General features: G+C 68.0%; 17 protein-coding genes. 9 read left to right on the top strand and 8 right to left on the bottom strand.

The window, feature by feature from the left end; translation table 11 throughout:
• Position 1: 1 nt before the first annotated feature.
• Positions 2-1,717, bottom strand: coding sequence for an Hsp70 family protein (locus AC5Y4S_RS19220; protein ID WP_500034265.1), 1,716 nt, complete (start codon positions 1,715-1,717; stop codon positions 2-4).
• Between the two features lie 92 nt (positions 1,718-1,809).
• Positions 1,810-2,895 (bottom strand): NAD(P)H-dependent amine dehydrogenase family protein, encoded by a 1,086-nt coding sequence (locus AC5Y4S_RS19215; RefSeq protein WP_500034264.1) that lies wholly within the window; start codon positions 2,893-2,895, stop codon positions 1,810-1,812.
• A 95-nt stretch (positions 2,896-2,990) separates the two neighbouring features.
• On the opposite strand from AC5Y4S_RS19215, the gene AC5Y4S_RS19210 reads away from it, so the two are divergent.
• The 3 genes from AC5Y4S_RS19210 (at position 2,991) to AC5Y4S_RS19200 (ending at position 5,360) form a co-directional block, all read left to right on the top strand.
• Positions 2,991-3,338: an MmpS family transport accessory protein gene (locus tag AC5Y4S_RS19210; protein WP_068110808.1), complete on the top strand. Its 348-nt coding sequence runs from the start codon at positions 2,991-2,993 to the stop codon at positions 3,336-3,338.
• Positions 3,339-3,351: 13 nt separating this feature from the next.
• A complete protein-coding gene (locus tag AC5Y4S_RS19205; RefSeq protein WP_500034263.1) occupies positions 3,352-4,647 on the top strand; it encodes a cytochrome P450 in 1,296 nt (431 codons plus the stop codon).
• Positions 4,648-4,820: 173 nt separating this feature from the next.
• Positions 4,821-5,360, top strand: a complete 540-nt coding sequence (locus AC5Y4S_RS19200; RefSeq protein ID WP_500034616.1) for an ester cyclase — start codon at positions 4,821-4,823, stop codon at positions 5,358-5,360.
• An 8-nt stretch (positions 5,361-5,368) separates the two neighbouring features.
• Here AC5Y4S_RS19200 and AC5Y4S_RS19195 read toward each other — a convergent pair whose 3' ends face one another.
• Positions 5,369-6,076 (bottom strand): haloacid dehalogenase type II, encoded by a 708-nt coding sequence (locus AC5Y4S_RS19195; protein WP_500034262.1) that lies wholly within the window; start codon positions 6,074-6,076, stop codon positions 5,369-5,371.
• 58 nt (positions 6,077-6,134) lie between these two features.
• Here AC5Y4S_RS19195 and AC5Y4S_RS19190 point away from each other — a divergent pair, with 58 nt between their 5' ends.
• The 4 genes from AC5Y4S_RS19190 to AC5Y4S_RS19175 all read left to right on the top strand — a co-directional run bounded on the left by AC5Y4S_RS19190 (position 6,135) and on the right by AC5Y4S_RS19175 (position 8,508).
• A complete protein-coding gene (locus AC5Y4S_RS19190; protein WP_500034261.1) occupies positions 6,135-6,488 on the top strand; it encodes a YidH family protein in 354 nt (117 codons plus the stop codon).
• The gene (locus tag AC5Y4S_RS19185; RefSeq protein WP_500034260.1) at positions 6,485-6,817 is read left to right on the top strand and encodes a DUF202 domain-containing protein; all 333 of its coding nucleotides are present in this window, start codon (positions 6,485-6,487) and stop codon (positions 6,815-6,817) included. The genes AC5Y4S_RS19190 and AC5Y4S_RS19185 overlap by 4 nt, the downstream gene beginning before the upstream one ends.
• 2 nt (positions 6,818-6,819) lie before the next feature.
• Positions 6,820-7,704 carry an alpha/beta fold hydrolase gene (locus tag AC5Y4S_RS19180; RefSeq protein ID WP_500034259.1) on the top strand — a complete coding sequence of 295 codons (885 nt, stop codon included), beginning with the start codon at positions 6,820-6,822 and terminating at the stop codon, positions 7,702-7,704.
• An 84-nt stretch (positions 7,705-7,788) separates the two neighbouring features.
• On the top strand, positions 7,789-8,508 hold the full coding sequence (locus AC5Y4S_RS19175) for a cutinase family protein (RefSeq protein WP_500034258.1): 720 nt from the start codon (positions 7,789-7,791) through the stop codon (positions 8,506-8,508).
• 4 nt (positions 8,509-8,512) lie between these two features.
• Here AC5Y4S_RS19175 and AC5Y4S_RS19170 read toward each other — a convergent pair whose 3' ends face one another.
• Entirely contained in the window at positions 8,513-9,274 is a 762-nt protein-coding gene (locus AC5Y4S_RS19170; RefSeq protein ID WP_500034257.1) for an Rv3717 family N-acetylmuramoyl-L-alanine amidase, read from the bottom strand.
• Between the two features lie 215 nt (positions 9,275-9,489).
• Here AC5Y4S_RS19170 and AC5Y4S_RS19165 point away from each other — a divergent pair, with 215 nt between their 5' ends.
• The gene (locus AC5Y4S_RS19165; RefSeq protein ID WP_500034256.1) at positions 9,490-10,353 is read left to right on the top strand and encodes an alpha/beta fold hydrolase; all 864 of its coding nucleotides are present in this window, start codon (positions 9,490-9,492) and stop codon (positions 10,351-10,353) included.
• A gap of 96 nt (positions 10,354-10,449) precedes the next feature.
• Positions 10,450-10,815, top strand: coding sequence for a ClpX C4-type zinc finger protein (locus AC5Y4S_RS19160; protein WP_500034255.1), 366 nt, complete (start codon positions 10,450-10,452; stop codon positions 10,813-10,815).
• A gap of 3 nt (positions 10,816-10,818) precedes the next feature.
• Here AC5Y4S_RS19160 and AC5Y4S_RS19155 read toward each other — a convergent pair whose 3' ends face one another.
• The 4 genes from AC5Y4S_RS19155 to AC5Y4S_RS19140 form a co-directional block, all read right to left on the bottom strand.
• On the bottom strand, positions 10,819-11,475 hold the full coding sequence (locus AC5Y4S_RS19155; RefSeq protein WP_500034254.1) for an enoyl-CoA hydratase-related protein: 657 nt from the start codon (positions 11,473-11,475) through the stop codon (positions 10,819-10,821).
• Positions 11,472-12,104, bottom strand: coding sequence for a TetR/AcrR family transcriptional regulator (locus AC5Y4S_RS19150; protein ID WP_500034253.1), 633 nt, complete (start codon positions 12,102-12,104; stop codon positions 11,472-11,474). Before AC5Y4S_RS19150 ends, AC5Y4S_RS19155 begins: the two co-directional genes overlap by 4 nt.
• A 33-nt stretch (positions 12,105-12,137) precedes the next feature.
• Positions 12,138-12,587, bottom strand: a complete 450-nt coding sequence (locus AC5Y4S_RS19145; RefSeq protein WP_500034615.1) for a DUF5994 family protein — start codon at positions 12,585-12,587, stop codon at positions 12,138-12,140.
• A gap of 284 nt (positions 12,588-12,871) precedes the next feature.
• Positions 12,872-13,699, bottom strand: a complete 828-nt coding sequence (locus tag AC5Y4S_RS19140; protein ID WP_500034252.1) for a DUF3060 domain-containing protein — start codon at positions 13,697-13,699, stop codon at positions 12,872-12,874.
• Between the last annotated feature and the right edge of the window lie 15 nt (positions 13,700-13,714).

The raw sequence follows: 13,714 nt of genomic DNA, 5'->3' as shown, positions 1-13,714 counted from the left end.
TTCAGCGGGCGCGCGGAGCGAGCTGGCTCAGTAGGGTCGGGATTTCCGGGAAGCCCGGGATCGGTTCGTTGATCCCCGGGATTGGCGGCAGGGCCGGGATCGCGGGGATTCGCGGGATCCGCGGGAGGGGCGGCTCCGCGACTGCCGGCGGTGGCGCTGGCGGCTCGGGCGGTGCGACGGGCTCTTGGGCCGCCGGCGGCGCGGGACTCGGCGCGTCGGTCGCGGGCGGCGGCGCGGGGCTCGGCCCATCGCTCGCGGGCGGCGGGCTGGGCTCGGCACTCGGGGGTGGGGGCGGCTGCTGTGTCACCGGGGCGGGCGGCACCGATGAGGGCGCCGGGGACGCCGGCGTGGTGTTGCCGGCCGGCGCCGGCGCGGGCTTGTTGCTGGACCCCAGGCCGATCGCCAGCGCTGCGCCCACCAGCAGCAGCGCCAGCAAGGCGCCGATGACCATCAACGGGGCCAACCGCCGCCAGACCGACTTCTTGAAGTCCGCGGGCGCGACCGCGGCTTCCTCCGGCTTCGGCGCCGCGCTCGCGGAGGTGGGGCCGGCGCCGGTGACCTCCGACCAAGCCATCGCGGGCGCCGTCCCCGGTGAGGGTGCCTCGGCCGTCGCGGTCCCAGCGCCACGACGACCCGGCCAGGCTCGCGCGGTCGCCGTCGCCATCGTAGGAGCCGTTGCCGTTGCCGGCGCGGCCGGAATCAGCGCGGTCGCGGTGTCATCCACCGGCCCCGGCGCGACCCGCAAGGCGGCCCCGATCGCCGCGGTCAGCTGGGGCTGCGGCGTCGTGATGACCGGCACCCGGAAATGTCCCGACAGGGTCGTGGTGACGGCCGGGATGTTCGCCCCGCCGCCCACCGAAACCACCGCGGCCAGATCGCGAATCCCGTTGCGCTGCAACGCCTCATCGAGCACCGCCACGAAGTTGGTCAGCGGCTGGCGGATGGCGTCCTCGAGTTCGTTTCTGGTGAGCCGGATGTCGCTGACGGCCAGGGAAGTCACCGTGGTCGACGAGAGCTGCTCCTTGGCGCCGCGGCATCCGCTGCGCAGCGGGCTCAGCGAGCCGATGCCCGGCGCGTCGGCGATGACGGCGGTCAGCAGCGCCTGGTCGATCATGTCGCCCGAGAAGTCGGGATAGCGCACGGTCGGGGCGAGGGCCTGATAGTTGCCGGCGGCGTCCATCAGCGTGATGCTGGTGCCGCTGCCGCCGAAATCGCACACGGCCACGGTGCCGCGCGCGGGGATGCCCGGGTTGGCCCGCACCGCGAACAAGGTCGCGGCGGCATCGGGGATCAGCACCAGCGGCCGCGCGGGATCCTTCCATTCGGACACGCCGCTCAGCGCGGCGCCTAGGGCGTGCACGGAGTCGTCGGACCAATGGGCGGGATAGGTCACCGCGATGTTTTCGGGCAGCGGGCGCCCGCCGGTCACCGCGTACGCCAGGGCGCGCATCGCGTCGGCGATCAACGCGCCGCCGCGGTGCACCGAACCGTCGGCGGCCCGGATTCCCACCGGATCCGCGAGCCGGTCCACGAAACCGGTGATGACGACGCCCGGCTCGTCGAGTCGAGGGTTTTCCGCGGGGACACCCACCTCGGGCGGGCGTTCGCGATAGAGCGTGAGGACCGGCTTGCGCGTGATTACGAGATTGGCGGTCGCGGCCGCGAGGTTGGTGGAACCAATTGACAGGCCCAGCGCGGGCCTCACCCTATTGACCATGTATCAATCCCCACTTCAGCGGCACGGCTAATCGTGCCGGGGGAACCTATAGCCAGTCTCTGCGCATGCTATGCGCCAGCTGTATAAGCGCGTCAGCGAATGGAGCCCGCCCCGGCGATCAGCGGAAGGTCGAGCGGGGTGACCCAGCCCGGCCGCAGGTCGTTGACCGCCGGCACGGCGTTGAGCGCCCGCATCCCGGTGGCCAGGCAGCCGGCCGTGGCCGGGTCGCGGCCCGAACCGTCGGTGAACCGGAACGCGGTCTCCTGGAAGATGCTCGGGGTGCCCTCGATGTCCACCCGGTAGACGTCGTTGTCGTGGCCCGACGGCCAGTCGGGGGCGGCGTCGTTCCCGATCCGGTTGACGTGTTCGAGCTGGATGCGCGTCTCGCCCTGGTAGATGCCGTTGATGGTGAACCGGACGGCGGCGACGTGCCCGGGCTTGATGACGCCCTTGGCCGTCGTGCGCTCGGTGGGCGTCACCCACTTGTCCCAGGTGGTGGTGATCTCGTCGAGCATGATGCCCGCCGCGTGCGCGATCATCGGCACGGTCGCGCCCCACGCGAAGATGAGCACGCTCGGGTTTTCCAGCATCGGGCTGAATTCGGGTTCGCGGCCGATGCCCATCTCGACCTCGTAGTCGCCCTCGTAGTTCGTGTAGTCCAGCAGCTCGGAGGCGCGCACGCGGCGCACTTCCGAGCAGACGCCCATCAGGGTCATGGGGAATAGGTCGTTGGCGAATCCGGGGTCGATGCCGGTGGTGAAGCACGATGATTCGCCCAGCTCACAGGCCTCGGTAATGGGCTCGATCCAGTTGGGCGGGTTGAGGTGCATGGTCGGCCAGACCCACGGCGTCATCGCGGTCGAGCAGACGTCGATGCCGGCCCGCAGGAACCGCGTGATCAGTGAGATGTTGGCGTCGGCGTGCATGGCCGTCGGGCCGTAGTGCACCAGCGCGTCGGGGCGCAGCGCGATCAGCGCGTCGACGTCGTCGGTCGCGACGATGCCGATCGGTTCCGGCAGCCCGCAGATGTCGCCGACGTCGCGGCCGATCTTGTTGGGGTTGCTGACGCCGACGCCCACCAACTCGAACAGTGGATGCTTGACGATCTCGGCGATCACCATGCTACCGACGAATCCGGTGCCCCAGACCACCACGCGCTTTGGGTCGTGTCCCGACATACACACCTTCCTGACCATCAGCCCCCGGTTCACCCTAAGCATGGCCGCGATCGGCATCTAGACCAGGCGATGTTTGTGGTACACGATGTGAAACCATGACCAGTCATCTGCGCGGGCCGTCGATCCTGTTGGCGATCGGCGTCGGGCTCGCAACCGGGTGCGGCGTCGCGAACGCCGGGCCCGAAAACCCCAGGGTCACCTACGAGGTGAGCGGCCCGGCCGTCGCCGAATACATCTCGTATCAAACCGACAACGGTCAGCTGCACGCGGTGAACGCCAAGCTGCCCTGGTCGACGCAGTTCACCGGTTACGGCGGCGAGGTGTTCGTGATCAGCGCCCAGGGGCCGGGTCCCATCTCGTGCAAGATCAAGCTCGACGGCAATGTCGTCAGCGACGCGACGGCGACGACGGGGACGCCGGCCAGAACCGTGTGCACGCACTGATAGCGGCCCAACCGTGTCACTCAAGACAGGCATCGCGACTCGCGCGAATGGGGCGCCGCCGCCCGAGATCCCGCTGGCCGACATTCATCTCGAGTCGCTCGAGTTCTGGGGGTACGACGACGACTACCGCGACGGCGCCTTCGCCACCCTGCGCCGCGAGGCGCCGCTGTCATTCTGGCCGGCGGTCGAGTACGAGGGGTTCGAGGCCGGCAACGGGTATTGGGCGCTGACCAAGCTCGACGACGTGCACTACGCCAGCCGCCATCCGGATATCTTCAGCTCCGCCGGCGGTATCACGATCGGCGACCAGATGCCGGAATTGGCCGAGTATTTCGGCTCGATGATCGTGACGGACGATCCCCGGCATCAGCGGCTGCGCTCGATCGTCAGCCGGGCGTTCACCCCGAAGGTGGTGGCCCGCATCGAGGCCTCGGTGCGTGAGCGGGCGCACCGGCTGGTGTCGTCGCTGATCGCCAATCATCCCGACGGCGAGGCCGACCTGGTCAGCGAGCTCGCCGGGCCGCTGCCGCTGCAGATCATCTGCGACATGATGGGCATCCCCGAGGAAGACCATCAGCGCGTATTCCATTGGACCAACGTCATTCTCGGGTTCGGCGACCCCGACCTGTCGACCGATTTCGGGGAGTTCACGCAGGTTTCGATGGACATCGGCGCCTACGCCGCCGCGCTGGCCGAGGACCGCCGCGTCAACCACCACGACGACCTGACCACGAGCCTGGTGGAGGCCGAGGTCGACGGCGAGCGGCTGACGTCGCAGGAGATCGCGTCGTTCTTCATCCTGCTGGTCGTCGCGGGCAACGAGACGACGCGCAACGCGATCAGCCACGGTGTGCTGGCGCTGTCGCGCTACCCCGACGAGCGCGAGAAATGGTGGGCCAACTACGAAGGCCTGGCTCCCACCGCCGTCGAGGAGATCGTGCGGTGGGCCTCCCCGGTGGTCTACATGCGGCGCACCGTGACCCGCGACACCGAGCTGAGCGGCGTCAAGTTGGCGGCCGGCGACAAGGCCGCGCTGTGGTACAACTCGGCCAACCGCGACGAGTCAAAGTTCGCCAACCCCTGGATGTTCGACGTGGCCCGCGATCCCAACCCGCATCTCGGCTTCGGCGGCGGCGGCGCCCATTTCTGCTTGGGCGCCAACCTGGCCCGCCGCGAGATTAGGGTCGTCTTTGACGAATTGCGCCGCGAGATCCCCGACATCGTCGCGGTCGAGGAACCCGCCCGGCTGCTGTCGCAATTCATCCACGGCATCAAGAGGCTGCCGGTCGCGTGGACGCCACCGGGCTGACGTCCCTATCGCGGGGCGGGGTGAACACCTTGGGCTCTCTCTCAGAAGGGGTATCACCCTCCAAAATTTGATATCGCATGCGCTATCAAGTTTCGAGACCGCCACACACCTTCCACAGAGCCGGGCATGCCAAAAGCACCGAACCCGGGTTTACGCTGACCAGCGTGACCGACGTGACCATTCCCGCGTTTCCCTCCCCCGACGTGCTGGCCGCCCGCGAGAAGCTGGTTCTCGACCACTTTCACGACGAGGTCCGCCAGGCCTGGGACGACGTGCTGGCGACCTTCCCGCACCCGCGCTACGAGCTGATCCCGCAGATGATCGTGCACGACGGCAACGAGGCGGTGCGCGGCTACTACGTCTATACGAGGACCGCGTTCCCCGACCAGGACCACGAGATCATCGCGCTGCGGCACAGCGCCGACGCGGTGATCGTCGAGTTCTGGCTGATGGGCACCCACCGCGGATATCTCGGCAAGGTGCCGCCCACGGGCAGCCGGTTCCGGGTCCGCATGAACGCCTACTTTGTGTTTGACGACACGGAAACGCTTGTCTGCGAACGCATTTACTTCGACACGCTGACCATGATCAAGCAGCTGCTGGGCGGGCTGGACATGAAGAAGCCGGGCAACTGGCTACTCGCGGCGCGCTGCGTGCGCGGCTTCCTGTCCATGTCGTCGGAAAAGCCGGACCCCGCATTGACTTCCGCATAGACCTGCCGCTAACAGCCCAGTTGTGCTGCCAGGTCCAGGAAGTCGGACGCGTTGACGTCGAACTCGTCGGAGTAGGCCACGTCGGCCTCGCCGTCGGCCCCGAACTCCAGCGGACGCGCGACGAAGGCCGTCGCAAAGCCCAGCCCGCCCGCCGCGCGGATGTCGTATTTGTGGCTGGCCACCATCATGATCTCGGCGGGCTGCTGGCCGAGGTAGGTCGCGGCCATGCGATAGATCGCGGGGTCGGGCTTGAACACCCCGGCCATCTCGGCGGCGAAGATCGCGTCCCAGGGAAGGCCCGCGCGCTTGGAGATGTTGACCACCGCTGACACGTCGGCGTTCGACAGGGTGGCCAGCGTGTACAAGCGCTTCAACCGCGTCAGCCCCGACACCACGTCCGGCCACGGCCGCAGCCGCTGCCAGGCCAGGGTGAGCTCCTCGCGCTCTGCGTCCGAGAACCCCGCGATGCCGCCGTCGGACAGGATGGCATCCAACGCGCGCCGATACACCGAGTGCACGGAGATCCAGCCACTCCCCTGCGCGCCGTCCAAAGCCGCGAAGTAGCCTGCGCGCCAACGCCGCACAAAGTCGCCCCAGTCGGCCTGAGGGTGCCGGCCCGCGCTGATCCGCGCCGCCTCGTCGCACACGGTCGAATAGAAATCCGTCGCCGTGCCCTGCACGTCGAACAACAGCGCCTTGACCACAAGCCTCATCATGCAGGCTAAAATCTGCCACGTCGAAACGCTTGACCATCCATGCCGAGGCGGGTAGTTCGTGGCCGAACCTGACGAGCGCGAGCCCGACTACCGCTTCACCTTCGCCAACGAGCGAACCTTCCTGGCCTGGCAGCGCACCGCCTTGGGTCTGCTCGCCGCGGCGGTCGCCCTGGTGCAGCTCGTTCCGGAGCTGACCGTGCCCGGGGCGCGGCGCGCGCTCGGCATCGGGCTCGCCGCGCTGGCGACCCTCACCAGCGCAATGGGTCTGGTGCGCTGGCGGCAGGCGGATGTCGCCATGCGCCACGGCGATCCGCTGCCCCGCCATCCCACCCCGGCCTACCTCGCGGTGGGCCTCAGCGTGGTGGGGCTGGTCGCGATCGGGCTGGTGATCGCCAAGGCGGTCATGGGTTGAACGACGCGACGCCGACGGTCCATCCGCGGGCTAACGAGCCGGCCGACCGGACGACCCTGGCGTGGACGCGGACGGCCTTCGCGTTCCTGGCCAACGGCGCGCTGATGATGATCAGGAACCTGCACGGCCCCGTCGGGCCGTGGCAGTTGGTCCCCGCCCTTCTCGCCGCCGTCGTCGCGCTCGGCACCTACCTGATCGCGATGCAGCGCCAACGCACGCTGCAGCGGCAGCCACTGCCCACGCGGGTCACCCCGCGCCGGCAGGTGTACGGCATCGGGGCCGCCGTGCTGGTGCTCATCGTCGTGACGACTGTCGCCCAGCTGGTTTAGCGATGAAGGCGCTGCAGGTTCCCGCCGGGGTCGATGCGCGTGACATCGCCGTTCAGGGCATCCGCACGCGGGTCTTCGAGGTCGATCCCCGCAACGGCGTCGCCCCGCTGATCCTGCTGCACGGCGGTGGCCTCGACTCGGCGCTGGTGTCGTTTGGTTCGGCGCTGGTTGCGCTCGGCCAGCGCCGGCGCGTCATCGCCCCCGACCTTCCGGGATACGGCGAGACCGAGTTCCCGGAGTCGTCGTTTTCCATCCCGTGGTACCGCGCCTGGGTCGCCGACCTGATTCGCGCTTACGGCTTCGATCGCGTGGACCTCGGCGGGTTGTCGCTCGGCGGTTGGATCACGCTCGAGATGGCCATCACCCGCCCCGACGTGGTGCGTCGCGCCGTCGCGATCAATCCCGGCGGCATCACCGAGAAGTTCAAGTTCCTGCGCACCGCCGAGTGGCTCGCGCGCCATCCAGGGCTGGGAAAGGGGATGAACAAGCTCGCGGTGAGCCTGGGGCGCGGGGTCGTTCGCGCGCAGTTGCGCACCAACCTCGGCATGAAGAACGCCTCGGCGCTGTCCGACGACTTGATCGACGCGGTCATCATCAGCGGCAAGCTCCCGCATGCGGGCGAAGCGTTCGCCGCCACGCAACGATGGGCATTCGGCGCAGGACCGGAGGGCCTGTCGCTGGTGTCCAAGCTGCCACGCATCACGGCCAGGACCCTGATACTGGCCGGGCGCGACGACAGGCTCGTGCCGGTGGCCGATTCGATTCGAGCCTCGCGACTCGTCCAGGACGGACAGGTGCGGGTCCTCGAGCCTTGTGGGCACTGGCTCGTGCGCGATCGCCCCACGGAATTTGTCCAGGCGGTGAATCAATTCCTCGACGCCGCCTGACGGGTTGCGTTACCAGAGAAATTTCATGAAAGTTCAAGGAAATTCCCAGGTTTGGGGCCCTGCTCAATTGGGCAAAATTTTGGCATGATCGCACGTCACTTCACTCGCTTCGCTGTTTCCGCGGCAGCGGCGGTGTCGGGCATTGGCGCCACCGTTGTCGCGCCCGCCATCCCCCTAGCCTTGGCCCAATGTCCGGACGTCCAGGTGGTTTTTGCCCGCGGCACCGGCGAGGACCCCGGCGTCGGGCCGACCGGCCAGGCGTTCGTCGACAACCTGCGCTCGCGCATCGGCGGACGGTCGCTCGACGTCTACCCCGTCAACTACCCCGCCAGCAATGAGTGGGCCACCGGCCTCGACGGCATCAAGGACGCCGGCTTCCACGTCGAGGACATGGCGAAGACCTGCCCGAACACCAAGATGGTGCTGGGCGGCTACTCGCAGGGCGCGGCCGTCATGGGCTTCGTCACCTCGGCCGCCGTCCCGGACGGGGTCGACCCCGCGACCGTGCCGAAACCGATGGACCCCGCGGTCGCCGATCACGTCTCGTCGGTCGTGCTCTTCGGCATGCCGAACGTCCGCGCGATGAACTTCCTCAACCAGCCCCCGGTCGCCATCGGCCCGCTGTATCAGGCGAAGACCATCAAGGTGTGCGCGCCGGAGGACCCGGTCTGCTCGGACGGGATGAACTTCGCGGCGCACAACACCTACGCCTCCGACGGGGAGATGATCGACAAGGGCGCGGCGTTCGCGGCCAGCCATCTCGGCGGCAACGCGGCGACGCCCAGCGGGAGCTTCGGCACCTGAGCCGCTAGGCGGGGCCTTTGGCGTTCAGGAACGCGACGATTCCCGCGGTGACGGCGGCGGCGTACTTCGCCTGGCCGTCGGAGGTCTGCATCCGCGCGGCCTCGTCCGGGTTCTTCATGTTGCCCAGCTCGATGAGGACGGCCGGGTATTGGGCCAGGTTGAGCCCAGCGAGGTCGGCGCGGCCGTAGAGGCCGTCCGAGCCGGCGTAGGTGGACGGGTGAAAGCCCGCCTGCACCAGGGCATCCCGCATGGTGCGCGCGAGCTGGACGGCCGGGGCGGCCTGGACGTCGTTGAGCGGCGGGCTGGAGTAGTTCACGTGGAATCCCGAGCCGGAGGCGGGGCCGCCGTCGGCGTGGATGCTCACGATCGCGTCGGGGTGCATCGCGTTGGCGGCCGCCGCGCGCGCATCGACGCACGGCCCGACGGAGCTGTCGTTGTCCCGGGACAGCTGGGTGTGCACGCCCATCTGGTTGAGCGAACCGGCGATCAGTCCCACCACGGCCCAGGTGAACGCGTGCTCGGGGTAGCCGTTGTCGGTGGCGGCGCCGGACGTCTGGCATTCCTTGGTGCCCCCGCGGCCGTTCGGCACCTGTTGGCTGATCGAGGCGTCGTTCACGGCGTTGTGGCCAGGGTCGAGGAAGACGCCCATCCCTGCGATGCCGGCGCGTGCGTGTGGCGCGTCCGCCAAGGCGACCCCGACGAGCGCCGGTGCGACCGCGGCGTATCTCAACACGTCGCGCCGTGAAACGGACCCCGGGGCACCCACCCGCGCGATAGTAACAACCTGTCTCGGCCGCACCCTGTCTCGATGCAGCAAAGATTGACAACCGCCCCGATCGGCCGGCAACTCCGCCTGACAAACTGGGCTATTAGCATCACCGAAGGGAGCCGAAACAGTTTCCGGGTAAACCCTTTTCGCGGCGACACCGTCATGCAGGCGATCGAAAAGCGCTGGTGTGAGTTTCAGGAAGGAGAAGTCCCGTGGCCTACTCAACCGAACACGACGGGTTCAAGCTCTACTACGAGCGCTCCGGGCAGGGTGTCCCGGTCGTCCTGATCCACGGCAATCCCGGCGACCACACGGAGTACTCCAGAGTCGTCCCCCAGCTCAAGGCACGGGCGGACATCATCGTGATCGACTTGCGCGGGTACGGCAAGTCGGACAAGCACCTGGAGGACCCGACCGCCTACGCACTAAATCGCCAGGTCGGCAGCGTCATCGCACTGCTCGACGAACTGGGTATCAGCAACGCCGTGCTGGGCGGGTACGACATCGGTAGCTTCACCGCCCAGACGATCGCGGCCACCCGGCCCGATCTGGTGCGATCGCTGGTAATCGCACCGCCCACCATGGGCGTGGGGCGACGGATTCTCGAAGAGGACGCGGTGAACGCGTTCGTGCACGCCATCTTCTACAAATCCGAACTGGTCGAGGAAATCATCGACGGGAAACCCGAGGCCGTCCGCGCGGCACTCAAGGAAAACCTGGTGAACTGGTCGGCACCCGGATCGACCGTCGTCGACGACCTCCTGGACCACTTGACCGAGAACCACTCCGCACCCGGGGCCTTCCTGGCCGGCGTTCTGTGGTTCCGCAACGCTGAGGGAAACCCCATCACCTACTACGCCAACGAGACAACACCGGCTCGCGAAGACAGGTTCGCCACGCCCGTGACCATCTTGTGGCCCGACCAGGATCCGTTGTTCCCGCAGACATGGAGCGACACCCTGGATGACTTCTACGCGGACTTCACCCTCGAATACCTCGACAACTGCGGCCATTTCAGCCCCCTGGAGTCACCCAACACCTGGTCCAAGCACCTGCTGGAACACATCAGTCGTTGACCGCCGGCCACGACACCTGAACACCAGCCCACGCCCTTGTCAGGGCGGCCCTGACGTCGTAGTGTGTCAGGCAAATCCTGACAACTGGGAGTCCCCATGAGCCCCACCAAGCAGACCACCAAGATCTGGTGCTCGTTCTGCGGCAAGTCCAACACCGAGGTCGACAAGCTGGTGGCCGGACCGGGCGTGCAGATCTGCAACGAATGCATCGACCTGTCGCAGGCCATCATCGACGAGTACAAGGGCAAGCCGAACGAGCTTCGGATGCCGATCTGGGAGGCGTGGAGCGATCAGCAGATGCTCGACCACATCCCCCGCATGGCGGTGGTGGCCCAGCAGGTCGAGGCCGACCTGCGCGACTGGGTGCGCGAGCTGCGCCGGCGCGGGGTCACCTGGGCCAAAATCGGCCAGACGCTGGGCATTACGCGGCAGTCCGCGTGGGAGCGGTTCGCCGGCGAATAGGCCTCAGGCGTTGGTCAGCGCCTGCGCCGCGGCGCGGAACATGGTCTGCTTGATCGCGCCAAGCGTGCCGGAGTCCTTGCCGGACAACGGGCGCAACAGGTCGGTGGCCGCGGCGGTCACCTCGCCCTCGCCCGCGGCGGCGTCGACGATGCCGAACTCGACGGCCTCGGTCCCGCCGAAGCGCCGGCCGGTGGTCATCGACGCGATCGCGGCCTGCGGGGTGAGCTTGGCCTGGATCAGCGCGGCCATGCCGTCGGTGAACGGGATCCGGATGTCGACCTCGGGAAAGCAGAAGTAGCCGCGGTCGGCGCGCATCACGCGCAGGTCGTGGGCCATCGCGAGCATGGCGCCGGCGCCGAAGGCGTGCCCGGTGACCGCGGCGGCTGTCGGCGTCGGGAAGGTCAGGACGCGGGCCAGCAGGGCCTGCACCCGCCCGACGTAGGACTGGGTCTGCTCGGCGTGGGCGGAAAGCCAGTCCAGGTCCAGCCCGTTGGTGTAGAACTTGCCGCGCCCGGTGGTGACCAGGCCCTGCGCGCCGGCGGCCTCGATCTCGTCCAGGTGGGCATTGATGGCGTCGAGAAACTCCGGCGAGAACCGGTTTTCGTCGTCGCCGAGGTCGACGACGGCAATCTTGTCGTCCCAGGCCAGTGTTGGTGTCATTTCTTGTTCCTTTCTGTGCTTCTGCGCCGCAACGGCGGTGGGCCGACGGCCAGCACTGCGCGGACTGCGGCGAGCAGTCGTTCCCGCGCGTCTGGATCGTGGATTCGTTTGCGTTCCAACAGGATTGCGGTCGGCAGGTCGACGATGCACATGGTGATGACGTCGACGGCCGCGGCGTCCTTGCGGTCCCACACGGCGCGGGCCAGCCGGATCATTGCCTCGACCAGCAGCCGGTCCAGGTCGCGCAGCTGGGCGGCGATGTCGGCCGGCGTCTCGGGGCCCAGCAGCTCGTCGCGGCGCACGGTCAGGATCAGCTGCGATGAGTGCGGAAACTGTTCGGCGAACACCGCCGGCGCCTCGGCCGCGGCCACCACCGCGTCGGCGGCGTCGCCGTCGAGCGCGGCATCGATCAATTCGCCTTGCGCGCCGAGGAATCGGTGCCCGGCCCGCAGCCAGGCGCGACCCACCAGGCCCGCGCGGGACCCGAACGTGTGGTAGAGCGCGCCATTGGAGACGCCCGTCGCGTCGCTGATCGCGCGGATCGTGACGGCGGCCGGTCCGGACTGGGCCGCCAGCAATTCCGCGGCATCGAGGATCCGGTCCTGGTCGTGGACGCGTGGACGGGGCACCCCGGCAGCATAACAGAGCGGTTGCTCTGTTATCTACGCGATCGGTGTTGCCGGGTCACACTGCCGTTGCGCGGCGGAGAGGACGCAGCCGGCGGTCACGAACGCGCGCTTGTTGCGGTCGGCGCAGTCGATGGGCAGGTCGGCGGCCAGGCGCAGCACCATCTGGGCGAGCGCGGAGTTGGTTGCGTACGGGACGACCAGGAGGTTCGCACAGGCGTCCCAGCCGTTGATCGTCATCACGTGTTGGCGCTTGTGCTCCCATCCCGGCCAGTTCAGGTCGGGTGGCCGTTGCAGCGGTGACCAGTTGACGTTGATGGATTTGATGTCCCCGAGCAGCGGGGTCAGCACCGCGACCAGGGACGGCAGTTCGTTTGCGATGCGGTCCACGCGCGGCCACCACGCGCCGTCGATGTCGTGGCCCAATTCGCGCGCCACGCACACCCGGATCGGGTTGGTTCCGTGCCGGCCCCGGAGGAGGTGCATCGGTACCGCGTGATTGGTTGCGGTTTCCACGGGCAGTTCCTTCACGGTCGGCGTCGACCGCCCCTGGCGCTGGGGCGACGGAGGAATCGCATTGCCTGTGGATGCCGCGGAGAGCACCGCTGACAACGAAACGGCTCGTTCTCAGACGCTACGCCTGCGCGTCGTCGCGGGGCGGCGTGGGTCCGATTTGAGGAGCCGTCGCTATTCAGCGGCTCCTGCGGTGTCTCCGGTAATTGATAGCGCATGCGCTATCGATTCCGCGGATCACCTACCGGGCCACCGATTCAGCCCTGCTGAATGTTGTTGTCGTAGCCCGAATTCGTGATCTTCGGCGTGCCCGTGTGATAGGTGACGTTGTTGCTGTAGCCGGAGACGGTGATGGCGTCGACGCTGTCGACGTTGACCTTGTTGTTGTAGCTGGAGATCGCGAGGCCGGCGCAGTGGCCGGTGACGTTGAACTCGTTGCCGTAGCTGGAGATCTTCAGGTTGCCGTCGTTGCAGGTGTCGACGCGGACCACGTTGCTGTATCCGGTCGACTCGATGGCGTCAGAGTTGTCGACGGTGACGTTGTTGTTGTAGCCGCCCACGGTGAGGCTGGCGCAGTGGCCGGTGATCACGTACTTGCTGTCGTACGCGGCGAGGGTGAGCTTGCCGTTGTTGCAGGAGATCGTCCTGGCCTGCGAGTTGTCGCTGACGCGCAGCTCGCCGCCCCACGGCACCGCGGTGGGACCGCTGGACGTCGTCCTGCCGGCGCCGCCTCTCGAGATCGAACTCCCGATGGACGACCTGGTGAACATCATCACCAGGCTGATGATGATCGGCACGACGACCGCGACCAGGACGAGGAAGAGGTACCAGGGGTAGCGCTTGCGCCGCGGCTGCGGGGCGCCCCAAGGGAATGGCCCGCCACTCGTATAGGTCGGGCCGCTGCTGTAGCTCGGGGCGCTGCTGTAGGTCGGGGCGCTGTACGTCGCGCCGCCCGTGTACGGCGTCGGGTTCTCCGTGTACGTCTCGCCACCCGTGTACGGGGGCGGGCTTTGCGGGGGCCGGTTGACGTCGGCAAGCTCGCGTTCCAACTCGCGGATCCGCTTTTCGGGATCGTCGTCCTTCATTTGCCAAATGGTTCC

The organism is Mycobacterium sp. NGS64 (genome assembly GCF_059812245.1).
Note: the sequence above shows the minus strand (reverse complement) of the source record. Positions and strands in the feature narration are given on the sequence as shown.